The organism is Allostella sp., assembly GCF_041913585.1.
In the GTDB taxonomy this organism is placed as follows: domain Bacteria; phylum Pseudomonadota; class Alphaproteobacteria; order ATCC43930; family Allostellaceae; genus Allostella.
The window spans coordinates 78,764-101,498 of the sequence record NZ_JAYSFE010000001.1; the positions used below are offsets into that span (position 1 = coordinate 78,764).

20 protein-coding genes are annotated in these 22,735 nt (G+C 72.8%); 12 read left to right on the top strand and 8 right to left on the bottom strand.

Translation table 11 applies throughout. The features are described 5' to 3' along the window. Positions 1-24: 24 nt before the first annotated feature. The 12 genes from ACE3Q3_RS00450 to ACE3Q3_RS00505 all read left to right on the top strand — a co-directional run bounded on the left by ACE3Q3_RS00450 (position 25) and on the right by ACE3Q3_RS00505 (position 10,777). Positions 25-447: a Fur family transcriptional regulator gene (locus ACE3Q3_RS00450; protein WP_374440139.1), complete on the top strand. Its 423-nt coding sequence runs from the start codon at positions 25-27 to the stop codon at positions 445-447. A gap of 114 nt (positions 448-561) precedes the next feature. Continuing rightward, positions 562-1,320 carry a GNAT family N-acetyltransferase gene (locus ACE3Q3_RS00455; RefSeq protein ID WP_374440142.1) on the top strand — a complete coding sequence of 253 codons (759 nt, stop codon included), beginning with the start codon at positions 562-564 and terminating at the stop codon, positions 1,318-1,320. 4 nt (positions 1,321-1,324) lie between these two features. After that, positions 1,325-2,161: a lysophospholipid acyltransferase family protein gene (locus ACE3Q3_RS00460; RefSeq protein ID WP_374440144.1), complete on the top strand. Its 837-nt coding sequence runs from the start codon at positions 1,325-1,327 to the stop codon at positions 2,159-2,161. 133 nt (positions 2,162-2,294) lie between these two features. Then, complete coding sequence (gene miaB / locus ACE3Q3_RS00465) at positions 2,295-3,710, top strand: tRNA (N6-isopentenyl adenosine(37)-C2)-methylthiotransferase MiaB (protein WP_374440146.1); 1,416 nt, start codon at positions 2,295-2,297, stop codon at positions 3,708-3,710. Next, a complete protein-coding gene (locus ACE3Q3_RS00470) occupies positions 3,707-4,702 on the top strand; it encodes a PhoH family protein (RefSeq protein WP_374440149.1) in 996 nt (331 codons plus the stop codon). The genes miaB and ACE3Q3_RS00470 overlap by 4 nt, the downstream gene beginning before the upstream one ends. Before the next feature lie 11 nt (positions 4,703-4,713). Continuing rightward, entirely contained in the window at positions 4,714-5,175 is a 462-nt protein-coding gene (gene ybeY, locus ACE3Q3_RS00475; protein ID WP_374440151.1) for an rRNA maturation RNase YbeY, read from the top strand. Between the two features lie 2 nt (positions 5,176-5,177). Next, positions 5,178-6,083: a hemolysin family protein gene (locus ACE3Q3_RS00480; protein WP_374440273.1), complete on the top strand. Its 906-nt coding sequence runs from the start codon at positions 5,178-5,180 to the stop codon at positions 6,081-6,083. Next, positions 6,080-7,675, top strand: coding sequence for an apolipoprotein N-acyltransferase (gene lnt / locus ACE3Q3_RS00485; RefSeq protein ID WP_374440153.1), 1,596 nt, complete (start codon positions 6,080-6,082; stop codon positions 7,673-7,675). The genes ACE3Q3_RS00480 and lnt overlap by 4 nt, the downstream gene beginning before the upstream one ends. Positions 7,676-7,757: 82 nt before the next feature. After that, complete coding sequence (locus ACE3Q3_RS00490; RefSeq protein WP_374440276.1) at positions 7,758-8,231, top strand: helix-turn-helix domain-containing protein; 474 nt, start codon at positions 7,758-7,760, stop codon at positions 8,229-8,231. A gap of 76 nt (positions 8,232-8,307) precedes the next feature. After that, on the top strand, positions 8,308-9,474 hold the full coding sequence (metK, locus tag ACE3Q3_RS00495) for a methionine adenosyltransferase (protein WP_374440156.1): 1,167 nt from the start codon (positions 8,308-8,310) through the stop codon (positions 9,472-9,474). Then, a complete protein-coding gene (locus ACE3Q3_RS00500; protein ID WP_374440159.1) occupies positions 9,474-9,629 on the top strand; it encodes a hypothetical protein in 156 nt (51 codons plus the stop codon). The genes metK and ACE3Q3_RS00500 overlap by 1 nt, the downstream gene beginning before the upstream one ends. A gap of 65 nt (positions 9,630-9,694) precedes the next feature. Beyond that, positions 9,695-10,777 (top strand): MbnP family copper-binding protein, encoded by a 1,083-nt coding sequence (locus ACE3Q3_RS00505; protein WP_374440162.1) that lies wholly within the window; start codon positions 9,695-9,697, stop codon positions 10,775-10,777. 12 nt (positions 10,778-10,789) lie between these two features. On the opposite strand, the gene ACE3Q3_RS00510 is transcribed toward ACE3Q3_RS00505, so the two are convergent. From ACE3Q3_RS00510 to ileS, 8 genes are all read right to left on the bottom strand, one after another. Then, positions 10,790-12,754, bottom strand: a complete 1,965-nt coding sequence (locus ACE3Q3_RS00510; RefSeq protein ID WP_374440165.1) for a glycosyltransferase — start codon at positions 12,752-12,754, stop codon at positions 10,790-10,792. Positions 12,755-12,765: 11 nt separating this feature from the next. Beyond that, complete coding sequence (gene mutL / locus ACE3Q3_RS00515) at positions 12,766-14,559, bottom strand: DNA mismatch repair endonuclease MutL (RefSeq protein ID WP_374440167.1); 1,794 nt, start codon at positions 14,557-14,559, stop codon at positions 12,766-12,768. Positions 14,560-14,578: 19 nt separating this feature from the next. Next, entirely contained in the window at positions 14,579-15,877 is a 1,299-nt protein-coding gene (locus ACE3Q3_RS00520; RefSeq protein WP_374440170.1) for a glucose-6-phosphate isomerase, read from the bottom strand. A gap of 36 nt (positions 15,878-15,913) precedes the next feature. Beyond that, positions 15,914-17,275 carry a M16 family metallopeptidase gene (locus ACE3Q3_RS00525; protein WP_374440172.1) on the bottom strand — a complete coding sequence of 454 codons (1,362 nt, stop codon included), beginning with the start codon at positions 17,273-17,275 and terminating at the stop codon, positions 15,914-15,916. Between the two features lie 17 nt (positions 17,276-17,292). Further along, the gene (locus ACE3Q3_RS00530; protein ID WP_374440175.1) at positions 17,293-18,672 is read right to left on the bottom strand and encodes a M16 family metallopeptidase; all 1,380 of its coding nucleotides are present in this window, start codon (positions 18,670-18,672) and stop codon (positions 17,293-17,295) included. Between the two features lie 68 nt (positions 18,673-18,740). Continuing rightward, complete coding sequence (locus ACE3Q3_RS00535) at positions 18,741-19,289, bottom strand: DUF3035 domain-containing protein (protein ID WP_374440178.1); 549 nt, start codon at positions 19,287-19,289, stop codon at positions 18,741-18,743. 67 nt (positions 19,290-19,356) lie between these two features. Next, positions 19,357-19,848, bottom strand: a complete 492-nt coding sequence (gene lspA, locus ACE3Q3_RS00540) for a signal peptidase II (protein WP_374440181.1) — start codon at positions 19,846-19,848, stop codon at positions 19,357-19,359. Beyond that, positions 19,845-22,724, bottom strand: a complete 2,880-nt coding sequence (gene ileS, locus ACE3Q3_RS00545) for an isoleucine--tRNA ligase (protein WP_374440184.1) — start codon at positions 22,722-22,724, stop codon at positions 19,845-19,847. Before ileS ends, lspA begins: the two co-directional genes overlap by 4 nt. Positions 22,725-22,735 lie beyond the last annotated feature (11 nt).

The following is a 22,735-nucleotide window of genomic DNA, read 5'->3' on the forward strand; positions in this document are numbered from 1 at the left end:
GATCGACCGAAAACGGAGAGCCCGGTGCCCTCGCGTATCGAACGCCTTTGCATCGACAAGGGCCTGAAGATGACCGAACAGCGGCGCATCATCGCGCAGGTGCTGTCGGAATCGACGGACCACCCCGACGTGGAGTCCGTCCACCGCCGGTCGACCGAGATTGACCCGCGGATTTCGATCGCCACCGTGTACCGCACGGTGCGGCTGTTCGAGGAGGCGAACATCCTCAACCGCCACGATTTCGGTGACGGGCGTGCGCGCTACGAGGAGACGCCCGACGAGCACCACGACCATCTCATCGACGTGGAGAGCGGCCGGGTGATCGAGTTCCACAACGAGGAGATCGAGGCGTTGCAGGAGCGGATCGCCGCCAGCCTGGGCTTCAAGCTGGTCGGACATCGGCTGGAGCTCTACGGCGTTCCGCTGGACCGCGCGAAGAAGCGCTGATCCGGATCTCCGATGACCGCCGAGACGAGTTCCGCCGGGCCTGTCCCGCCCGCTCCCGCCGAGGCGGCCGAAGGTCCGGGCGGGGACGGAGCGCTCTCCATCCGATCCGGCGCGATGGAGGTGCGGCTGGCGCGGACAGCGGCGGAGATCGACGCCTCGCAGGCGCTGCGCTACCGCGTCTTCTACGAGGAGATGGCGGCCCGGCCGACGCCGGAGATGGCGCGCCGCGCGCGCGACTTCGACGATTTCGACCCCCTGTGCGACCACCTCCTGGTCATCGACCACGGCCGCGGCGAGGGGGCCTCGTCGGTGGTCGGCACCTACCGGCTGATCCGGCGGACGGTGGCGGCGCAGCATGGCGGCTTCTACTCGGCCGCCGAATACGACATCGCCAAGCTGGAGCGGCTGCCCGGGGAGATTCTCGAGCTCGGCCGATCCTGCGTCGATGCCGGCTACCGGACCCGCCCGACGATGCAGCTCCTGTGGCGCGGCATCGCGGAGTACGTGTTCCATCACCGCATCTCGCTGATGTTCGGCTGCGCCAGCCTGCCCGGCACCGACCCGGCCACGCTCGCGCTGCCCCTCTCCTACCTCTACTACCATCATCTCGCGCCCGAGCCGCTGCGGCCGCGGGCGCTCGAGGACCGCTATGTCGACATGCGGCTGCTGCCGCCGGAGGCGGTCGAGCCGCTCCGGGCGCTGGCCGTCCTGCCGCCGCTGGTGAAGGGCTATCTGCGCCTCGGCGGCTTCGTCGGCGACGGGGCGGTGGTGGACGAGCAGTTCAACACCACGGACATCTGCATCGTCGTCAAGACCGACCTCGTCACCGACAAGTACTACAAGCACTACGAGCGCCGCTCGCGAGAGGGTTGAGGGCATGGGGTCCCCGGTCCTGGCCGCGGTACGGCTCACGCTCTACCTGCTCTTCACCCTGCCGCTGATGCCGGTGCAGTGGCTGGCGATCCGCACGAGCCGCCGCACGGCCGTCGGCCTGCCCCTCTTCTACCATCGCGTCTGCCTGCGCATCCTCGGCATGCGGGTCGAGCGGCACGGCGAGCGCGCGCCGCATCATCCGACGCTGTTCGTCGTCAACCATTGCTCCTACCTCGACATCGCCGTGCTGGGCTCGCTGATCGGCGGCAGCTTCGTCGCCAAGGCCGAGGTGGCGGGCTGGCCGCTCTTCGGCTGGCTGGCGAAGCTGCAGCGGACGGTCTTCGTCGACCGCCAGCGGCGGACCGGCGCCTCCGAGCAGCGGGACGAGATCGCCGGCCGGCTGGCCGCGGGCGACGACCTGATCCTGTTCCCGGAAGGCACGAGCAGCGACGGCAACCGCGTCCTGCCGTTCAAGACCGCGCTCTTCGCCGTCGCCGAGCGGCGGGTGGAGGGGCGCCCGCTCACCATCCAGCCGGTGACGATCGCCTATGTCCGGCTCGATGGCATCCCGCTCGGGCACGGCCTGCGACCCTTCTATGCCTGGTACGGGGACATGGATCTCGGCGGCCATCTGTGGAGGCTGGCGGGGCTCGGCGACTGCACCGTCTCGGTCGAGTTCCACCCGCCGGTGACCATCGAGGAGTTCGGGTCGCGCAAGGCGCTCGCCGCCCATTGCCGGTCGGCCGTGGTGGCCGGCATGGACCGGGCGCTCGCCGGCCGCTGGCCCGCGGCCACGGCGCCGGCACCGGCACCGGCGCGGGGAGATCCGGCGACCGCGTGACGATGCGGCCGCCGGCGCCTCGCGGAAGCGTCACTTGACAGCCCCCGGCGCGGTGCTAGGGTCGCGGCGGCCCCGGTCCCAGGAGGATCGCTCGCGTGGGACGCTTGGTCCGCGCGAACGGGGCGATACGGCATTGACCAGGAAGCTGCACCTCAAGACCTACGGCTGCCAGATGAACGTCTACGACTCCGCCCGCATGGCGGACGTCCTGGCGCCGCTCGGCTATGCGCTCACCGATGACGCGGACGAGGCCGATCTCGTCATCCTCAATACCTGCCATATCCGCGAGAAGGCGGGCGAGAAGGTCTATTCCGAACTCGGTCGCCTGCGCCCCCTGAAGGCGGCCCGGCAGGCCGAGGGCGGCGACCTGCTGCTCGCCGTCGCCGGCTGCGTCGCCCAGGCCGAGGGGGCGGAGGTCGTGCGCCGCGCCCCGCACGTCGACATCGTCGTCGGGCCGCAGTCCTATCACCAGCTGCCGGAACTGATCGCCCGGGCGACCCGCGCCGCATCCGGGCCGGCGTCCGGCCCGGGACGCGGCATCGTCGCGACCGATTTCCCGGCCGAGCCGAAGTTCGACGCCCTGCCGCAGCCGTCGGAGGCGCAGGACGTGTCGGTGTTCCTGGCCGTCCAGGAAGGGTGCGACAAGTTCTGCACCTTCTGCGTCGTGCCGTACACGCGCGGCGCCGAGTATTCCCGCCCCGCCGCCGACATCCTCGCCGAGGCCCGCCGGCTGGTGGCGCTGGGCGCGCGCGAGATCACGCTGCTCGGCCAGAACGTCAACGCCTGGCACGGCGACGGCCCCGAGGGGCGTTCGTGGGGCTTCGGCCGGCTCGTCCGCGCGCTGGCCGACGGCGTGCCCGGGCTGGCGCGGATCCGCTACACGACCTCCCATCCGCTCGACATGGACGACGACCTGATCGCGGCCCATGGCGAGGTTCCGGCGCTCATGCCGTTCCTGCACCTGCCGGTCCAGTCGGGATCGGACGATGTTCTGGCGCGGATGAACCGGCGCCATACCGCCCGCCAGTACGAGGCGATCGTCGACCGGCTGCGCCGGGCGCGGCCCGACATCGCGCTGTCATCCGACTTCATCGTCGGGTTCCCGGGCGAGAGCGACCGCGACTTCGCCGAGACGCTGGCGCTGATCGAGCGGGTCGGCTTCGCCCAGGCCTTCTCGTTCAAGTACAGCCCGCGGCCGGGGACGCCCGCGGCCGGCGAGCCCCGGCAGATCGGCGAGCCGGAAAAGCAGGCGCGGCTGGCCGCGGTGCAGGATCTGCTGCGGCGCCAGCAGGACGAATTCAACCGCCGCACGGTCGGCCGCCGCGTCGCGGTCCTGTTCGAGAAGCCGGGGCGTCACCCCGGCCAGCTCGTCGGGCGGACCCCGTGGCTGCAGTCGGTGCACGCCGAGGGCAAGGTCCGGCTGATCGGCGCCGAGGTCGAGGTCGAGATCACCGGCGTCAGACCCAACAGTCTCGCCGGCCGGGTGGTGACGCAGCCCCCCGGGGACGGTCCGGCCATGGCCGCCTCGGCCGTTGGCGCCGCCGCATGACCGATGCGCCGGCGGCCGCGCCCACCCACCTGGAATTCCCCGACAATGCCCTGCTGCCGCTGCTCTACGGCGAGCACGATCGCAACCTGGCGCGGATCGAAGCGGCGCTCGGCGTCCATATCGTGTCGCGCGGCAACCAGCTGGTCGTCACCGGCGAGCCGGCCGCCGCCGCCGCCGCCCGGGCGGCCCTCGAGTCGCTCTATCGCCGGCTGGAGCGCGGCATGACCGTGGAACCGGGCGAGGTCGACGCCGCGGTGCGCCTTGGCACCGAATCCATCTCCGGCGGCGCCCCGGCATGGTCGGACGACCTCACGATCCGCACCCGCAAGCGGCCGATCACGCCGCGGTCGCCGACCCAGGCGACCTACATCCGGGCGCTGCGGACCAACTCGCTGGTGTTCGGGCTCGGTCCGGCCGGCACCGGGAAGACCTATCTCGCGGTCGCCTGCGCCGTCGACCGGCTGATCGCCGGGGAGGTCGACCGCATCATCCTGTCGCGCCCGGCCGTCGAAGCGGGGGAACGGCTCGGATTCCTGCCGGGCGACCTGCGCGAAAAGGTCGATCCCTATCTGCGACCGCTCTACGACGCCCTGCACGACATGCTGCCTGGCGACCAGATCGCCAAGCGGATGGCGTCGGGCGAGATCGAGGTGGCGCCGCTCGCCTTCATGCGCGGCCGGACGCTGGCAGACGCCTTCGTCATCCTCGACGAGGCCCAGAACACGACGCCGAGCCAGATGAAGATGTTCCTGACCCGGCTCGGCGCCAATGCCCGCATGGCGGTGACCGGCGACCTCTCCCAGATCGACCTCCCGGCGGGAACCCCCTCCGGCCTGACCGACGCGGTCGAGACGCTGGCCGACGTCGAGGGGATCGGCTTCGTCCGCTTCAGCGACGCCGACGTGGTGCGGCATCCGCTGGTCGCCCGCATCGTGCGCGCCTACGACGCCCGGGACGCGACCGCGCCGCCGGCGCGCCGTCCGGGCCGCTAGGGGGCCGGGCGATGGGCGTCCGCATCGGCATCCGCATTCCCCACCGGGCGTGGCGCGATGCGCTGCCCGATCCGCGGGGGGTGGTGCGGCGCGCCGTCCGGGCGGCGCTGGCCGTCGCCCCGCCGCCCGCGGGCGACACGGAGATGGCGGTGGCGCTGGCCGACGACGCCCTGCTGCGCCGGCTCAACCACGAGTATCGCGGGCTCGACAAGCCGACCAACGTCCTGTCGTTCGCGGCGGGCGAGGCGGCACTGCTGGGCGATGTCGCGATCGCCTACGAGACGACCGCCGCGGAAGCCGCCGCCGCCGGCAAGAGCCTCGGCGACCACCTCTCCCACCTGGTCGTCCATGGCACGCTGCACCTGTTGGGATTCGATCACGAAACCATGGAGGATGCGGCCGAGATGGAGCCGCTGGAAGTTCGGGCGCTGGCCGCCCTGGGCATCGCCGACCCCTACGAGGAGGCGGCGTGACGATGAGCGACGGCGACAGTCGATCTAGTCCTTTCGTCGGCGGAGCCCGGCCGCGGCTGCGGCGCCTGCGCGACTGGTGGCGCGGCAAGCGCGGCCCGCAGCCGGCCGAGAACGGGCTCGGCCCGTCGATCGCCGAACTGATCGAGGAGCGGGCCCAGGAGGAGGGCCCGGTCGACACCCACGAGCGGACGCTGATCGCCAATGTCCTGCGTCTGCGCGACGAGACGGCCCGAGATGTCGCCGTGCCGCGGGCGGACATCGTCGCCGTCGACGCCGCGATCGGCTTCGACGCCCTCGTCCGGCGCTTCGCCGAGGAGCAGCATTCGCGCCTGCCGGTCTATCGCGGGACGCTCGACGAGGTCATCGGCATGGTCCACGTCAAGGACGTGCTCGGCTTCCTCGATGCGGGCAAGTCGCCGCGCATCGAGAATTTCGTGCGCCGGGTCCTGTTCGTCGCGCCGTCGACCCGCGTCCTCGACCTCCTGCAGCAGATGCGGCTGTCGCGCATCCACATGGCGCTGGTGGTCGACGAGTTCGGCGGCATCGACGGGCTCGTCACCATCGAGGACCTGGTCGAGGAGATCGTCGGCGAGATCGACGACGAGCACGACGTCGTCACCACCCCGCCCGAGATCGTCGAGCGGCCCGACGGCAGCTTCCTCGTCGACGGCCGCGCATCGCCCCACGACGTCGAGGCGCGGACCGGCATCCCGCTCGGTGCGGCGGCCGAGGAGGAGGACGTCGACACGGTCGGCGGGCTCGTCGCGTCCTTCGCCGGCCGGGTCCCGGTGCGCGGGGAGGTCGTCCGCCACGATTCGGGCGCCGAGTTCGAGATTCTCGAGGCCGACCCGCGGCGCATCCGGCGGCTGCGCCTGCGCCGCGCGCCGTCGGAGCCGGCCGGCTCTTGACGGCGGCCGCGCGCGAGGCCGGCATCGGGCGGCTCGCCGCCCGCCTTCGCGGGCTGGCCGGATGGCGCCGCTGGGCGGCGAGCTTCGGCCTCGGCGCGCTCGCGTCCCTGGCCCTGCCGCCGGCCTACCTGCTGCCGGCGCTGGCCGTCGCGTTCACGGGGCTGATCTGGCTGCTCGACGGGGCAGGGCGGCCGCGATCGGCCTTCTGGCTCGGCTGGTGGTTCGGCTTCGGCTACCTCACGGTCGGCCTCTACTGGATCGCAGCCGCGCTCTTCGTCGACATCGCCCGGTTCTGGTGGCTGCTGCCCTTCACCGTCACCGGCCTGCCGGCATTGCTCGCCGGCGCGACGGGCCTGGCGACCTGGCTCGCCTGGGCGCTGAAGGTCCGGGGATGGTACCGGGTGCTGGGGCTCGCGGCTGCCTGGGGCTTCGGCGAATGGGTGCGGGTCTGGGCCCTGTCGGGCTTCCCCTGGAACCTGGTCGGCCAGGTCTGGGGCGTCGCCGACGCCAGCCTGCAGGCGGCCGCGATCCTCGGCGTGCAGGGCCTGGGGATGCTGGCGGTGTTCGTCGCGGCCGCGCCGGCGACGCTCGCCGACGCTCCGGGCGGCGTCCGCCGCTGGGCGCCGACCGCGGCGGCCGTCGCCACCGTCCTGGCGATCGCCGGCCTCGGGCTGGTGCGCCTGTCGGGCGCGCCGGTCGAGATGGTGCCGGACGTGCGCCTGCGTCTCGTCCAGGCCTCCATCCCCCAGATCCTCAAGTGGAACCCGGCCGCCCGGGACGGCATCTTCCAGCGTCATCTCGACCTGTCCCAGGGACCGGGTTTCGACCGCGTGACCCACGTCGTCTGGCCGGAGACCGCGGGCCCGTCCTTCCTCGACCGCGACCCCTCACGCCGGGCCGCCATCGCCACCGTGGCGCCGCCGGGCGGGCTGGTCCTGACCGGAACCAACCGGACAACGCCACAGCCGACCGATCCGCCGATGGTGTGGAACGCGATGCAGGCGATCGACCCGACCGGCCGGGTCGTCGCCGGCTACGACAAGGCGCATCTCGTGCCGTTCGGCGAGTATCTGCCGCTGCGGGCCATTCTCGGGCGCCTCGGCATGTCCAAGGTGACGGCGGGCACGATCGACTTCTCGGCCGGCCCCGGGCCACGGACGCTGGATCTCGACGGTCTGCCGCCGGTCGGGCCGCTCATCTGCTACGAGGTCATCTTTCCGGGCGCCGTCGTCGATCCGGCGCGCCGTCCGGAATGGCTCCTCAACCTGACCAACGACGGCTGGTACGGCCGCACCGCCGGGCCGCACCAGCACCTGGAGATCGCCCGCGCCCGTGCGGTCGAGGAAGGGCTGCCGCTGGTGCGCTCGGCCAACAACGGCATTTCCGCGGTCTTCGACGCCTACGGCCGCGAGCAGGGGCGGCTCGAGCTCGACGCCGCCGGCGTCCTGGACAGCGAACTGCCGCGTCCGCTGGCGCCGACGCCCTTCGCCCGGCTCGGTCAGGCGGTCCCGCTGGCCATGATCGCGCTCGGCCTCGCCGGGGCACTGTTCGGCCGCCGTCGCCGGGGGCCGGGCCGTCCATTACAGGATTGACATCTCGCGGGCGTTGACGGTCGGTCGCTGCTGCCATACCTACACCAGCAAGTTGTCCTCCTTCCCCGTTTTCAGGAACATCATGGCAGAATCCGTTCGCGGCCCGCGCAAGGGCCCCACCCGCAGCAAGGCCGAGGCGCCGGACCCGATCGACGTCCATGTCGGTCAGCGCGTGCGCAAGCGCCGCGTCGAACTCGGAATGAGCCAGGAAAAGCTCGGCGCTGCGCTCGGCCTGACCTTCCAGCAGGTCCAGAAGTACGAGCGGGGGGCCAACCGGATCGGCGCCAGCCGGCTGTTCGACCTTTCGCGGGTGCTCGAAGTGCCGATCGCCTATTTCTTCGAGGAGATGCCGGACGCCGCGCTCGGCCCGACCTCGCGCGCCCGCCGCGGCCTGTCCGCCTCCACGGCCGCGCCCTACGAGCCCGATCCGATGGCCAAGCGCGAGACGATGGATCTCGTCCGTGCCTATTACCGCATCCCGGACAACGGCGTGCGCAAGCGTCTCTTCGAATTGACCAAGTCGTTGGCGGTCGCCGACCAGACGCCGTCGATTTGACCGAAACCGCTTGACGGAACCGGCGGGGGTCGGCACCAACTCAGGGCTGTCCTTCCCCAAGACGAGGCGTCGTCCCGTGCCCCGCGGTTCCTATCTCTTCACCAGCGAGTCGGTCGCCGAAGGCCATCCCGACAAGGTCTGCGACCGGATTTCCGACGCGATCGTCGATCTCTATCTCGGCCACGACCCCCAGGCGCGGGTCGCCGTCGAGACGCTCGCGACGACCAACCACATCGTGCTCGCGGGCGAGGTGCGCGGCCCCGCCGCGATCACGCCCGCGACGCTCGAGGAGACGGCGCGGGCCGCGGTCCGGGACATCGGATACGAGCAGGAGGGCTTCCACTGGAAGCACGCCAAGGTCGATGTCCTCGTCCATGCCCAGTCGGCCGACATCGCGGTCGGCGTCGATGCCGCCGGGAACAAGGACGAGGGTGCCGGCGACCAGGGCATCATGTTCGGCTATGCCTGCCGCGAGACCGAGACCCTGATGCCGGCGCCGATCCACTATGCGCACGCCATCCTGCGGTCGCTGGCCGAGGCGCGCCATTCGGGCGCGGCACCCGGCCTCGGGCCCGACGCCAAGAGCCAGGTGACCCTGCTCTACGAGAACGGGCGGCCGGTCCGCGCCACCTCGATCGTCGTCTCGACGCAGCACGCCGCCCATCTCGAGCAGGCGGAGGTGCGCGAGATCGTCCGCCCGCACGTCCTGAACTGCCTGCCGAAGGGCTGGATGTGCAGCGAGGACGAGTTCTACGTGAACCCGACCGGCCGCTTCGTCATCGGCGGCCCGGACGGCGACTGCGGCCTGACCGGGCGCAAGATCATCGTCGACACCTACGGCGGCGCGGCGCCGCACGGCGGTGGGGCCTTCTCGGGCAAGGATCCGACCAAGGTCGACCGTTCGGCGGCCTACGCCGCCCGCTACCTGGCGAAGAACGTCGTCGCCGCCGGCCTCGCCGACCGCTGCGCCATCCAGGTGTCCTACGCGATCGGCGTCTCCAAGCCGCTGTCCGTCTATGTCGACACCTACGGCACCGGCATGGAGCACGAGGAACGTCTGGCCACCATCCTGCCTTCCATCGTCGACCTGTCGCCGCGCGGCATCCGGGAGCGCCTGGGCCTCAACCGCCCGATCTATGCCCGGACGGCCGCCTACGGGCATTTCGGGCGGGCGCCCGATCCCGACGGCGGCTTCTCGTGGGAGCGCCTCGACCTGGTGGAGGCGATCAAGGGAGCGTTGTGATGGCGAATGCGCTGCGCGGTGCCCTGCTGCTGGTCCTGACGTTCGCCGCCATGTCCGGCGCGGCCTGCACGCCGCGCTTCGACATGGTGGGCGAGGAGGCGACCGGCGACCCGGTCGCCAACAAGCGGGTCGGCCAGGAGCCGCGGGCGCAGTAGCCCCCATCCAGCGATTCCGCCGGCCACGGCGGCCGGCGCCGTCTGCAGCGATACCGGAGAAAGCGATGATTCGCGCCCTTCCCTCGATCGCGCTCGGTGGCCTCGCCGTCCTGCTGGCCGCCTGCGGGACGCCGCCCCCGACCGGCGATCTCACGGGCGAGGCGTCGGTCACGCTCGATCCGGCGACACAGCAGGCGCGGTGGCGGACGCCCGGCTACGTCCCGGCCTCGTCCGGCGTATCGGGCGAGGGCATCCACACGATCCGCTTCGCCGCTGTCGTCGGCGACGCGCCGTTCCGTTGTGGCGCCAGCTACGGCGGCATCGGCGTCACCGGCTCGACCATCCTCCCGACCGATTTCCGCTTCTTCGTGTCGGAGGTCGCACTGATCGACGAGGCCGGCCGCCAGGTGCCGATGAACCTCGCCCAGGACGGGCGCTGGCAGCACCAGAACGTCGCCCTGCTCGATTTCGAAGACGGTCAGGGGCCGTGTGCCGGGGGCACGCCGGACCTGCGGCAGTCGGTCACCGGCGCGGTGCCTTATGGCCGCTATCGCGGCATCGCCTTCACGCTCGGCGTTCCCGCCCCGCTCAATGTCGGCGCGCCGGCGCTCCCGGCATCGCCGCTCAACGATCCGAACCTGGCGTGGCCCGCCCCGGGGGGATTCCGCTTCCTCAAGCTCGACATGGCGACCTCCGGCCAGCCGCTCGGTTCCTACGGGGTGGTTCCCTCGACCGTGCCGGCGCCGCTGCCCGCCTATCCGGGGACGTTTGCCTATCCCGTCATTCCCGCCTACCCGACCGTGACGGGGCCCGTCGGCGCGCTGCCCTACGGGTTCCCGGTGCATATCGGCGGGGCCGAGTGCACGGGCTACGGCCCGGGCCCCTATACCCCGCCCGGCTGCGGCTTTCCGACCCGCCTCCGCGTCACCCTGCCGGAGTTCGACACCGACCGGAACGTCGTCGTCGCCGATCTGCGCGCCCTTCTCGTGACGTCCAACGTCGACGTCAACACGCCCGGGACGCCGGCTGGCTGCCAGTCGACCTACGGCGACCCGGACTGCGCCGGCGTGGCGGCGATGCTGGGCCTCGCCATGCCGGGGGGCTACACGCCGCCGCAATCCGTCTTCCGGGTCGGCGTCCAGCCCTGACCGGGGTCGCCGTCAGATCGCCGGGTGGACGACGCGCAGGCCCGGCAGTCCGACGCAGATATGGCCCATGTCGCGCGCCAGCGCGGCCAGCCCCTCGGTCTCGAGGTAGCCGCGGTAGGGGGCGGCCGGAAACACCAGCCCGTCGCGGTGGAGATCGCCGCGCACCAGCAGGACCGTGCCACCGACGCCATGGACCTCGACCGGCCCGGCGTCGGCCGGGAAATCGCCAAGGTGGCGCCGGCCGACCGGATGGAGCGGCAGGCAGACGCCGTCGGCCAGGTTTCGCGGATCCTCCAGCGGCGCGCCGTCCGCACCCGCCGGCAGGACGAACGTGTTGAGGTCGTAGGTCCGCCCGTCGGGCAGCACGCAGTGCGGCACGACGACGTCGTGGCCGGCGGCGACAAGCCGCTCGACGAGGTCGGGCGGATAGTCGCAGACATCGGCGTCGATCCAGAGCACCCAGTCCTCGTCCCGGAGCGCGGCGGAGAGCAGGCGGTTGCGGGACCGGGCGAGCGTCGCGCGGCGCTCGCGCTGGACGCTCGCCTGGTAGCGCGGGCCGGGCGGCAGCCGGTAGCCGAAATCGTGCCGCACCATGGTCACCCGCCGGAAGCGCGCCTCGAGCATGGGGCGCCGCGCCTGCAGACGGCCCCAGGTGTCGTCGGTGCTGTCGCTGTCGAGCAGACCGATCGACAGGCGTGCGGGATCGAGGTCCAGCCGCTCGAGCAATGCGAAATAGCGGTCGAGGTAGCGGGCCGCATTCTTGACCGGGGTCGCCACCAGGATCGACGGCCCGTCGGGCCGTCCGGCCGCTGCCGGCCGCGCCGGTGCCGGCGCAGCGATCCGTCCCTCGGCCTCCAGGAGCGCGAGGCGGGCGGCGATGCGGGCACCCACGGCTTCGGGCGCCAGGAGCTCGCGGACCTGCCGCGCGCCCCGCGCGGCGCGGGCCTGGACCCGCTCCGGATGCGCCAGCACCTGCCGCATCAGGTCGGCGGCGTGGGTGATGCTCGCCTCGGCCCATCGGACGCCCCGGCGGAAGGGCGGGCTGTCCTTGGCCAGGGCGACCAGATCGTAGGCGACGAGCCCGGCCGTGGCCGGCGACATGAAGTCGAGGTTGCCGGAATGGGCGGTCGCGATCACCGGCCGGCCCGCCGCCATCGCCTCCGCCATCGCCAGCCCGAGCGCCTCGGCGCGGTGCAGCGAGACGAAGCAGCCGCACGCCCGCACCAGCGCCGCCATCTCGGCATCGGACATGGTGCCGTTCAGGACATGGACGTCCGGCCGGCCGGGGGCCAGGCGTTCCAGCGCCATGCGGTCGCGGGGCAGCAGCCCGCGCGTCTTCAGCACGAGGCGGACCTGGGGTTGCGGTCGCGGGAAGGCGGCCAGGAAGGCCCGGATCACGCCCGCCGGATTCTTGCGGTCGAGATTGCTGCGGGCGTCGAAGACGGAAAGGAACGTGAACGGACCCGGCGGAAGGCCGAAGCGCTCGAGGTCCAAGTCCGCGTGCGCCGGCGTTGGTGCCAGGGCCGGCGGCAGCGGCAGGACCGGAACGTCGACGAACGGCGCCACGCAGGCGGCGCCATAGGCGCTGGGCGTCCAGATCTCGTCGAACAGCGGGCACATGCGGCGCCATGCCTCGGGCAGCCCGTCCGGGGCTTCCCAGCTCCAGTAGCCGATCGTGTAGGCGCGACAGCCGGCGCTGGGACCGGGATAGGTGCCGTCGCCGAGGCAGCGGCGGAGGACGTCCGGGTTGGTGGCGACGAGCGCGACCGGCCGGCCGAGCTCGCTGGCGGTCGGCAGCGGCGACCGCGAACTGCCGGAGGCGGGCCAGGGCAGGTCGACCATCGTCGCGGGCAGCCCGGCGGCGGCGATGGCCGCGGCGAAGCCGCGGCCGGCCGACCCGAGCCCGATCGGCGCGGACAGGTGCGCGTAGAGCGCGAGCCCGGGGAGCGCGGGTCCGGGAGGGGCGGGTCCGGGCATCGGGGGAACCGTCAGCGGCGGCCGAACAGGCGCTCGATGTCGGCCCGCTTCAACTCGACATAGGTCGGCCGGCCATGGTTGCACTGGCCGCTGTTCGGCGTCGCCTCCATCTGGCGCAGCAGCGCGTTCATCTCGTCCGCCGACAGCCGGCGACCGGCCCGCACGCTGCCATGGCAGGCGAGCGTGCCCGACACCTGATCGAGGCGCTCGCGCAGCGAGAAGGTCTGGCCGAGTTCGGCCAGTTCGTCGGCGAGGTCGCGGATCAGCCCCGGAACGTCGGTGTCGCCCAGCATGGCGGGGATCTCGCGCACGACGACCGCGCCCGGTCCGAACCCCTCGACGACGAGACCGAGCTCGGCCAGTTCGGCGCCGCGCCGGACCAGCCGGTCCGTCGCCGCCGCCTCCAGCTCGACCACGACCGGCAGCAGCAGCGTCTGGCGTCCGACCCCGCTCGCGGCGAGCGCCGCCTTCATGCGCTCGTGGACGAGACGCTCGTGCGCCGCGTGCTGGTCGACCAGGACCAGGCCGTCCGCGGTCTCGGCGACGATGTAGGTGTTGAAGAGCTGCCCGCGGGCGGCCCCGAGCGGGCGGTCCGCGGATGGGGCGGCGGTGGCCGCCGCCACCGGTGCGGCCGGCGGCAGGTCGAGACCGAGGCGCGGGCCGGTGCCGTCGGGGGCCTGGAAGGCCGCAAGCGCCTCGGCCAGGCCGGGCCGGTACGGCGCAGCCGGCGGGCCGGGCGCCCCCGGCGTCGTCGCCATCGGTCGGAAGGCGCCGAGGGCGGCCGCGCTGACGGTGGTGCTGGCGCGGTGGCCGGCGGCGGCGAGCGCATGCCTGAGCGCGCCGACCACGAGGCCGCGGACCAGGCCGCTGTCGCGGAACCGCACCTCGGTCTTGGCCGGGTGGACGTTGACGTCGACGCCGTCGGCGGGGACATCGAGGAAGAGCGCCACCGCCGGGTGCCGGTCGCGGGCGAGGACGTCGGCATAGGCGCCGCGCACGGCACCGAAGAGGAGCCTGTCGCGCACCGGCCGGCCGTTGACGAAGAGGTACTGCTCCGCCGACGTCGCCCGGTGATAGGTCGGCAGGCCGGCGAAGCCGGAGAGCCGCAGGCCTTCGCGCTCGGCGGCGACCGTCAGCGCGTTGTCGCGGAAGCCCTGGCCCAGCACCTGGCCCAGCCGGGCGAGCCGGCCCTCGGGGCCGTCGCCGCCGGCGGCGAGGCGCAGCAGGGCACGGCCGTCCTCGGCGACCGCGAAGGCGACGCCGGGGTGGGCCATCGCCAGACGGCGGACGGCGTCCAGCGCGTGCTCGCGCTCGGTCCTGGGCGACTTCAGGAACTTGAGGCGGGCGGGCGTCGCGTAGAAGAGGTCGCGGACCTCGACCCGGGTGCCCGGCGGATGGGCGGCCGGCCGGGGCGGCGTCTTGTCGCCGCCTTCGACGCGGATCGTCCACGCCTGGTCGGCGCCGGGCGGCCGGCTGGTGATCGCGAGCCGCGCGACCGCCCCGATCGACGGCAGGGCCTCGCCGCGAAATCCCAGCGTCGAGACCCGTTCGAGGTCGTCGTCCGGGAGTTTTGAGGTGGCATGGCGCTCGACCGCCAGCTCGAGGTCGGCCGGCTGCATGCCGCTGCCGTCGTCGACGACGACGATCAGCGACTGGCCGCCGTCGCCGAGCGTCACCGAGACCTGGCGGGCGCCGGCGTCGAGCGCGTTCTCGACCAGTTCCTTGACCGCCGCGGCCGGCCGCTCGATCACCTCCCCCGCGGCGATGCGGTTGACGACGACCGACGGCAGCAGGCGGACGGCCATGGGGCGGCGGTCCCGGCCCTCAGGACTGGGCGAGATAGTCGCGGGCGAGCTTCTTGCCCTCTTCCACCGCCGGCTGGTCGAAGGCGTCGATGCCGAGGAGGTCGGCGGCGAAGATCGTTTCCAGCATGAAATGCATGAAGAGCGCCCCGAGCGCGCGCTCGTCGAGACGCTCCAGACGGATGACCCGGGTCGGCCGGCCGTTGCGGATCAGCGTCTCCGCCGTCGCCCGCTGCTCGGCGTCGAGCAGGTCGCCCATGCGCCGGCCCTTGAGGTAGCCGAGCGCCGGGTCGCGGGCGAAGGTCGCCGCCGCCCGATCGCCCTTGCCGGCGACCGCCAGCGTGACCAGGGTGAAGATCTTGTCGGCCGGGCCGGCGAGGTAGAGCTGGAGCTGGCTGTGCTGGTCGACCGTGCCCATGGCGCGGATCGGCGTCGTCCCGTGGCCGCCCTTGCCCAGGCTCTCCGCCCAGAGCTGGCGGAACCACAGCCCGAAATGGGCCAGCCGGTCGACATAGGGCATGAGGACCGTGGTCGCCCGCCCGGCCGCGGCATGGGCGAGATTGACGGCGGCGCCGCGCAGCGGCGCGCAATCCTCCGGCCGTTCCGCCGCCAGCGCGGCATCGAGCACGGCCGCGGCGCCGGCACGGACCCGGGCAGCGTCGAGCCCGGCGATCAGCGTCGGCAGCAGGCCGACCAGCGACAGCACCGAGAAGCGGCCGCCGACGCCGGGATCGTGGTCGAGGATGGTGGCGCCGAGGCGGGTCGCGAGCCGCCGCAGCGGATTGTCGGCGGGCTCGGTGACGACCACCAGGCGCTCCGCCACGCCCATGCGGCCGACCGCCTTCTCCAGCCGCGGCAGCAGGGTCAGGAGCTGCATCAGCGTCTCGGCGGTGCCGCCGGACTTGGAGATGGCGAGGATGCGGGTACGGGCGAAGTCGACGCGGTCGGCGAGTGCCGCGAAGGTCGCGGGGTCGATATTGTCGAGGAAGCGGATGCGGGGCGTCCCCTTGGGCGGGCCGAAGCCCTGGTCCGCCAGCGCGTTGATGGTCTGGCCGCCAAGGCTCGATCCGCCGGTACCCAGCACCAGCACGTCCGCGGTCTTGCGGCGCATGGCCCGCGCCAGCGTCTCCAGCCCCGGCAGGTCGTCGCGCCGGCCGGGCAGGGCGAGCAGCGGCAGCGTGCCCTCCGCCCGCATCGCCCGGACCCGCGCCAGGGCACCGCCCTTGCCGGCCAGACCGGCGGCGAAGGCGGCGGCATCGATGCCCGACCGGCCGACGCGAGCGGCGAAGAGCGCGGAATCGTCGATGGTGAAGGGGATCATGGCGGCGGGTCCGGCCTCTGTCGTCGATCGTCCGTCTCAGGGGGCGGCGGGCGCGTCGCGCGTCGCCGCCAGGTTCTCCGGCTCGCCGACGACCGTGAAGAGAAGACGGGCCGGGTCGAAGAGCCGCTGGGCCGCGCGCCTGGCATCGGCGAGCGTCACGCGCTGGAACCGCTCGGCCCGCCGGTCCATGTAGTCGATGCCGAGCCCGTCGCGCTGCAGGCTGACCAGGAAGCCGGCGATCCGGCCCGTCGAATCGAGGTTGAGGGCGAAGGAATCGATGACCGAGCGCTTGGCGTTGTCGAGCTCGGCCGCGGTCGGCCCCTCGGCGGCCATGCGCGCGAACTCGCTGCGGATCATCGCGATCGAACGCGCGACCGCGGCGTTGGCGGTGCCGACGCTGCCCTGCACCACCCCGGTCGCGTCGAGCGTGCCGAGGCCGGTGGAAACCGAATAGGCGAGCCCCGCCTTCTCCCGCACCTCGCGCATCAGACGGGCGCTGAAGCCGCCGCCGCCGAGGATGTAGTTCACGAGGTGCGCCGCCTCGAAGTCGGGATCGCTGCGCTTCAGGCCGGGGGCGCCGAAGACGACGACGCTCTGGTTCTGCTGGCGCCGCACCACCAGGACGTCGCCGGCCCCGGCCGCGGCCACCGCCGGCACGGGCGCGAGCGCGGCCTTCGCCGGCAGGGTCCCGAGCAGCGCATCGAGCAGGGGCGCCAGCGCGGCGCCGTCGATGTCGCCGACCACCCCGATCTTGACCCCGTCCCTTGCCACCTGCGCCCGCCAGACGGCACGGAGGTCGTCGGCGCCGATGGCGGCGATGCTGGCCCGGGTGCCGTCGCCCGTGCGGCCGTAGGGATGGTCGGGAAAGGCCGCGCGCCACCACAGGTCGCGGGCGATGTCCCCGGGCGAAGTCGCGGCCCGGGCGATCGCGGAAAGCTGGCGCTCCTTGGCGCGGTCGATGGCATCGGCGTCGAAGCGCGGCTGCGTCAGGGCCAGCCGGAACATCGCCAGCGCGTCCTCGCGATAGCGCGTCAGGGTGCGGAACGAGACGTTCAGCGAGTCGCGGCCGGCGGAGACCGACAGGTTGGTCGCCAAGTCCTCCAGCCGGGCCCGGAACGTTTCGGCGTCGAATTCGCCGGCGCCCTCGGTCAGGAGCTGGGCCATCAGGTCGCTGGCCCCCTCCCTGCCGGCGCGGTCCTGGGCGGTGCCGCCCGGAAAGGAGAGGCTGATCGCGAGGATGGGCAGCGACCGGTCGGGCAGGAACCAGGCCTCGATGCCGCCGGGGCTGACGATGCGCTGGACGGCCGGCGCCCGGGCCGGCTGCGTCTGCTGGGCGAGCACCGCCGGTGCGGCCACCGCCAGCAGCAGCAGAACGAGCAGATGGCGGAGCCTCGGCATGCTGGGGGCGGTGCTCCCTAGGATCCCTGCGGGCGCTTCGGCAGCAGGATGCTGGTCGCCAGGTTCTCCGGCCGGAACACCGCCCGGGCGGCGGCCTCGACCTCGGCCACCGTCACCTTGCCGATCCGCTCCGGCCAGGCATCGACCTCGGCGAGGGGCAGGCCGATCGCCAGCGCGCTGCCGACGATCCGGGCCGGCCCCGACAGGCTGTCCCGGGCGTAGACGGCGGCGTCCTGGACGCGCCGGATGGCGCGGTCGACCTCGGCCTGGGTGACGCCCTTGGCGAGCACGCGCTCGACCTCGGCTCCGATCGCGGCCTCCACGGCCGGAACCGGCACGTCCTGCCGCGGCGTGGCGAAGAGGTTGAACGTCGCCGGCCCGCGCTGGTTGCTGTCGTAGCTGGTGCCGGCGGAGACGGCGAGGCTGCCTTCGAGCACGAGCGCCCGATTGAGCCGGCTCGACACGCCGCTGCCCATGACCACCGCCAGCACTTCCAGGGGATAGGCGTGCCTGGCGTCGCCGCTGAACAGGCTGGGCGCGACATAGGCGCGGTTGACGTAGGGCTGGCGCACCTTGTCGCTCGCCAGTTCGATGCGCGTCTCCGCCACCCGGGTCGGTTCCTGGACGACGTCGCGGTCCGGCAGCGGCCGGGCCGGGATGCGGCCGTAGGTGCGCTCGGCGAGCGGTTTCGCCTCGGCCATCGTCACCCGGCCGCCGACGACGACGATCGCGTTGTTGGGGGCATACCAGCGCTGGTAGAAGGCGCGCGCGTCCGCGTAGGACAGGCCGCGCATCTCGTGCTCCCAGCCGATGACCGGCAGGCGGTAGGGGTGGTTGAGGAAGAGCGCCGCCCGGGTCTGCTCGCGGAGCTGCGCCGAGGGGTTGTTGTCGGTGCGGGAGAAGCGCTCCTCGAGGATCACCCGCCGCTCGGATTCCACCTGCGCCTCGGAAAAGGAGAGGTTGGCCATGCGATCGGCCTCCATCTCCATCGCCAGCGGCAGCTTGTCGGCGGGCACGAACTGGTAGTAGCCGGTGAAGTCGTAGCTGGTGAAGGCGTTGTCGCGGCCGCCGTTGCTGGCGATCACCCGCGAGAAGGCGGCGTCCGGCACGCTGGGCGTGCCCTTGAACATCAGATGTTCGAGGAAATGGGCGATGCCGGACTTGCCCCGCGGCTCGTCGATCGAGCCGGCCTTGTAGAAGACGTAGTGGGCGACCGCCGGCATGTTCGGGTTGGCGACGACGACCAGGGTCAGGCCGTTCTCCAGCACCACCGCCTCGGGCGCCAGCCGTGCCGCCTCGTCGGCCGCCCGTGCCGCTCCGGCGGCGGCCAGCATCAGCGCCAGCAGCGCAGACAGGAACCATGCGGCCGGCCCCGCCCGCAACCGACGACTGCCCATCGTCACCCTCCCGGCGCGCGGCGGCGCCTGCCGCGACCGGCCGCCCGCCGCAGGCTGGACCAAGGTCGTCAGATGATGCCCTCGAAGAGGCCGCGCCGGCGGCGCCGGATGACGGCCGTCTCGCCCTCGGTGACCGGCTTGCCGAGCGCCTGGTTCTCGCGCAGGCGCTGGGCCTCCTTCTGCGGGTCGACGACGATGCCGGGCTGCGGCGCGCTGCGCCAGAAGGCCAGCCGCTCGACCAGCCCGCGCTCCGGCTGCTCGGCGCCGATGCCCTCGCGCGTCAGGGTCTCGCGGATGTTGGGGTCGGCGCGGTCGGCGCCGGCCTGGCGCAGCAGGGCGGTCTCGCCGCCGCTGGCGGCGGCCGGCAGGTCGCGCGTCGGCGTCGCGGCCGACGGCTCGACGCGGAACACCGTCTGCCGCGCCCGGTCGACGACCGCCTGCTCCTGCGGGCGCGGTGCGCCCGGCTGCGGCGGCCGCAGCGCGAAGTCGGGCGGCATGCTGAGCGGCGGCCGGGCGACGATGCGGAACTCGTCGGGCACCTGCTTGTCGAGCCCGATCTGCTGGCGGAGATTGCTGCACGCGCCCGTTCCCAGGGCGACGGCGGCCAGGACGGCCATGCCGGCGGCGTTCCTCGTCCTGGCGTTCCTCGTCCTCTGGCGCTTCGCTTGCTCGCTCATGGCGGACCTATGTATGCCCTTCCCGGCGGCGGAACAACCCGTCCGCCAACAACGCGACGACCCCGACGAATATGCCCGCATCGGCGACGTTGAAGGCGGGCCAGTGATACCCGGCGGCGTGGAAATCGAGAAAGTCGAAGACCGCGCCGAAGCGCACGCGGTCGACGACGTTGCCGATGGCGCCGCCGATGACGCAGCCGAGGCCGAGCGCCACCAGCCGGTCCGGCGTGCGGAAGAGCCAGACGGCGAGCGCCATCGAGACGACGACGGCCAGCCCGGCCAGCGCCCAGCGCACCATGTCGTCATGGCCGGCGAACATGCCGAAGCTGACGCCGCGGTTCCAGACGACGACGAGGTTGAGGAAGTCGGTCAGCGGCACGAACCGGCCGCGACCGAGCGGCCCCTCGACCTGGAGGAAGCCGAGCATCCAGTGCTTGCTCGCCTGGTCGGCGGCCAGGATCGCGGCCGCGACGGCAAGGCCGGCGCCGGCCCGGCTCATGCCGCCCGGCCCGCGGCCGGGCCATCCGCGACCGGGCCATCCGCGGCCGGGCCATCCGCGACCGCGTCGGCGCAGCGGGCGCAGAGGTCGTCATGGCCCGGCACCTGCCCGACCTCGGGCAGGATGCGCCAGCAGCGCTGGCACTTGCCGCCTTCGGCCAGCCGCGGCACGACGCCGACGCCCGGCACATCGTCCAGGCGGAAGGCCTCCGCCAGGGGTTCGCCCGAGACGATCTCGGCCGTGGAGGTGATGGCGATCTCGGCCAGCGACAGGCCGGCGAAGGCCGCGACCTGCTCGGGCGCGGCCTGCACCAGCGGGGCCGCCTGCAGGCTGGCACCGATCCGGCGCTGCGCCCGCTCCAGCTCGAGCGCGCCGGTGACGACGCGGCGCACATCCCGCACCGTCTGCCACTTCGCCGCCAGCGCCTCGTCGATCCATTCCGCGGGGATGTCCGGGAAGACGCGCAGATGCACGCTCGTCTCCGGCCCTTCGCCATGCCGGGCGAGCCAGGCCTCCTCGGCGGTGAAGCAGAGGATCGGGGCGAGCCACGCCGTCAGGCAGTCGAAGAGGCGGTCCATCACCGTGCGGCAGGCCCGCCGCCGCAGCGCATCCGGCCGGTCGCAGTAGAGCGAATCCTTGCGGATGTCGAAGTAGAAGGCCGACAGATCGACGGCGCAGAAATTGTGCAGGGTGGTGAAGATCGTGTGGAACTCGAAGTCGGCGCAGGCCTGACGGACGGTGCGGTCGGTCTCGGCCAGGCGGTGCAGCACCCAGCGCTCCAGCTCCGGCATCTCGGACGGCGCCACCACCTCGTCGGGGCCGAAGCCGTCGAGCGCGCCCAGCAGGTAGCGCAGCGTGTTGCGCAGCCGCCGGTACATCTCCGACTGGTGCTTCAGGATCTCCTTGCCGATGCGGAGGTCCTCGGAATAGTCGGCGCTGACCACCCACAGGCGCAGGATGTCGGCGCCGTACTCGTCGATCACCGTCTGCGGGGCGGTGACGTTGCCGAGCGACTTCGACATCTTGCGGCCCTGCTCGTCCATGACGAAGCCGTGCGTCAGCACCGCCTCGTAGGGCGCGCGGCCGCGGGTGCCGCAGGATTCGAGCAGCGAGGAATGGAACCAGCCGCGATGCTGGTCCGAGCCTTCGAGGTAGAGCGAGGCCGGCCAGGCCAGCTCGGGCCGCTGCTCCAGCACGAAGGCGTGGGTCGAGCCCGAGTCGAACCAGACGTCGACCACGTCCTTGACCTGCTCGTAGTCGGCGGCCTTGCGGCCGTTGCCGAGGAACCGCTCGGGCGGGCTCGTGTACCAGGCGTCCGCGCCCTCGGCCTCGAAGGCGGCGGCGATGCGGTCGACGACCGCCTGGTCGCGCAGCAGCTCGCCCGTCTTCTTCTCGACGAAGACCGCGATCGGCACGCCCCAGGCGCGCTGGCGCGAGATGCACCAGTCCGGCCGGGTCTCGATCATGCTGCGCAGGCGGTTCTGCCCCTGCGGCGGCACGAAGCGGGTCTCGTCGATGGCGGCGAGTGCCGTCTCCCGGAGGCCGTTGGTGGTCATCGAGATGAACCATTGCGGCGTGTTGCGGAAGATGAGCGGCGCCTTCGACCGCCACGAATGCGGGTAGGAGTGCAGGAGCGTGCCGCGGCCGAGCAGCGCGCCGGCTGCCGCCATCGCGGCGATCACGCTGTCGTCCGCATCGCCCTTCTTGCCGTAGGGCGTCAGCACCCGGCGGCCGGCGAAGAGCGGCACCTCGGGATAGTAGGAGCCGTCCTCGGACACCGTCTGCGGCGCCGTCACGCCATGCGCGAGGCAGAGCTCGTAGTCGTCGGCGCCGTGGCCGGGCGCGAGGTGGACGATGCCGGTGCCCTGGTCGGTGGTGACGAAGTCGCCCGCCAGCATCGGCACCGCGAAGTCGTAGCCCTGGCCGGCCAGCGGGTGGCGGCAGACGGTTCCGGCCAGCGCCGTTCCGGGCAGGGTGGCGAGCACGCGATGGCCGGTAATCCCGGTCTCGGCCGCGACCGCGGCGACCAGCGCTTCCGCCAGGACGAGGCGCTCGCCGGCCCGCGCGAGGCTGCCGTCGGCGACCTCGGTCACCTCGACCACGACATAGGGGATCTCGGCCCCGTAGGCGGTGGCGCGGTTGCCGGGCAGCGTCCAGGGCGTGGTCGTCCAGATGACGACGCTGGCACCCGCCAGCTCGGGCAGGTCGGACTGCGCGACCGGGAAGCGGATGAAGACGGTGTTCGAGGTGTGGTCGTGGTACTCGACCTCGGCCTCGGCCAGCGCGGTCTTCTCGACCACCGACCACAGCACGGGCTTGGAACCGCGGAAGAGGCCGCCATTCATCAGGAAGCGGCCGATCTCGCGCACGATCTGCGCCTCGGCCGGGTAGGCCATGGTCGTGTAGGGGCGGTCCCAGTCGCCCTCGACGCCGAGGCGGCGGAATTCCTCCTTCTGCACGCCGATCCAGTGCTCGGCGAACTCGCGGCACTCGCGGCGGAACTCGTCGATCGGCACCGCGTCCTTGTCCTGGCCGGCGGCGCGGTACTTCTCCTCGATCTTCCACTCGATCGGCAGGCCGTGGCAGTCCCAGCCGGGGACGTAGTTGGCGTCCTTGCCCAGCATCTGCTGCGAACGGTTGATCACGTCCTTCAGGATCTTGTTGAGGGCGTGGCCGATGTGCAGGTTGCCGTTGGCGTAGGGCGGGCCGTCGTGCAGGACGAACTTCTCGCGTCCCGCAGAGGTCCGGCGCAGCTGCCCGAACAGGTCGATGTCCGACCAGCGCTGCAGCAGCTTCGGCTCAAGCTGCGGCAGGCCGGCCCGCATGGGGAAGCCGGTCTGCGGCAGGAACACGGTCGCCTTGTAGTCCTTCGCCATCTTCGTCCTCG

What these genes read in the sequence shown, in the direction of transcription:
- ACE3Q3_RS00455 (WP_374440142.1), top strand. Translation starts at nt 562, where the DNA reads ATGGAGGTGCGGCTGGCGCGGACAGCGGCGGAGATCGACGCCTCGCAG.
- ileS (WP_374440184.1), bottom strand. Translation starts at nt 22,724, where the DNA reads ATGGCGAAGGACTACAAGGCGACCGTGTTCCTGCCGCAGACCGGCTTC.
- ACE3Q3_RS00500 (WP_374440159.1), top strand. Translation starts at nt 9,474, where the DNA reads ATGGCGAATGCGCTGCGCGGTGCCCTGCTGCTGGTCCTGACGTTCGCC.
- lspA (WP_374440181.1), bottom strand. Translation starts at nt 19,848, where the DNA reads ATGAGCCGGGCCGGCGCCGGCCTTGCCGTCGCGGCCGCGATCCTGGCC.
- ACE3Q3_RS00535 (WP_374440178.1), bottom strand. Translation starts at nt 19,289, where the DNA reads ATGGCCGTCCTGGCCGCCGTCGCCCTGGGAACGGGCGCGTGCAGCAAT.
- ACE3Q3_RS00505 (WP_374440162.1), top strand. Translation starts at nt 9,695, where the DNA reads ATGATTCGCGCCCTTCCCTCGATCGCGCTCGGTGGCCTCGCCGTCCTG.
- ybeY (WP_374440151.1), top strand. Translation starts at nt 4,714, where the DNA reads ATGGGCGTCCGCATCGGCATCCGCATTCCCCACCGGGCGTGGCGCGAT.
- mutL (WP_374440167.1), bottom strand. Translation starts at nt 14,559, where the DNA reads ATGGCCGTCCGCCTGCTGCCGTCGGTCGTCGTCAACCGCATCGCCGCG.
- ACE3Q3_RS00490 (WP_374440276.1), top strand. Translation starts at nt 7,758, where the DNA reads ATGGCAGAATCCGTTCGCGGCCCGCGCAAGGGCCCCACCCGCAGCAAG.
- ACE3Q3_RS00530 (WP_374440175.1), bottom strand. Translation starts at nt 18,672, where the DNA reads ATGGGCAGTCGTCGGTTGCGGGCGGGGCCGGCCGCATGGTTCCTGTCT.
- ACE3Q3_RS00470 (WP_374440149.1), top strand. Translation starts at nt 3,707, where the DNA reads ATGACCGATGCGCCGGCGGCCGCGCCCACCCACCTGGAATTCCCCGAC.
- ACE3Q3_RS00460 (WP_374440144.1), top strand. Translation starts at nt 1,325, where the DNA reads ATGGGGTCCCCGGTCCTGGCCGCGGTACGGCTCACGCTCTACCTGCTC.
- ACE3Q3_RS00510 (WP_374440165.1), bottom strand. Translation starts at nt 12,754, where the DNA reads ATGCCCGGACCCGCCCCTCCCGGACCCGCGCTCCCCGGGCTCGCGCTC.
- ACE3Q3_RS00525 (WP_374440172.1), bottom strand. Translation starts at nt 17,275, where the DNA reads ATGCCGAGGCTCCGCCATCTGCTCGTTCTGCTGCTGCTGGCGGTGGCC.
- ACE3Q3_RS00480 (WP_374440273.1), top strand. Translation starts at nt 5,178, where the DNA reads ATGAGCGACGGCGACAGTCGATCTAGTCCTTTCGTCGGCGGAGCCCGG.
- ACE3Q3_RS00520 (WP_374440170.1), bottom strand. Translation starts at nt 15,877, where the DNA reads ATGATCCCCTTCACCATCGACGATTCCGCGCTCTTCGCCGCTCGCGTC.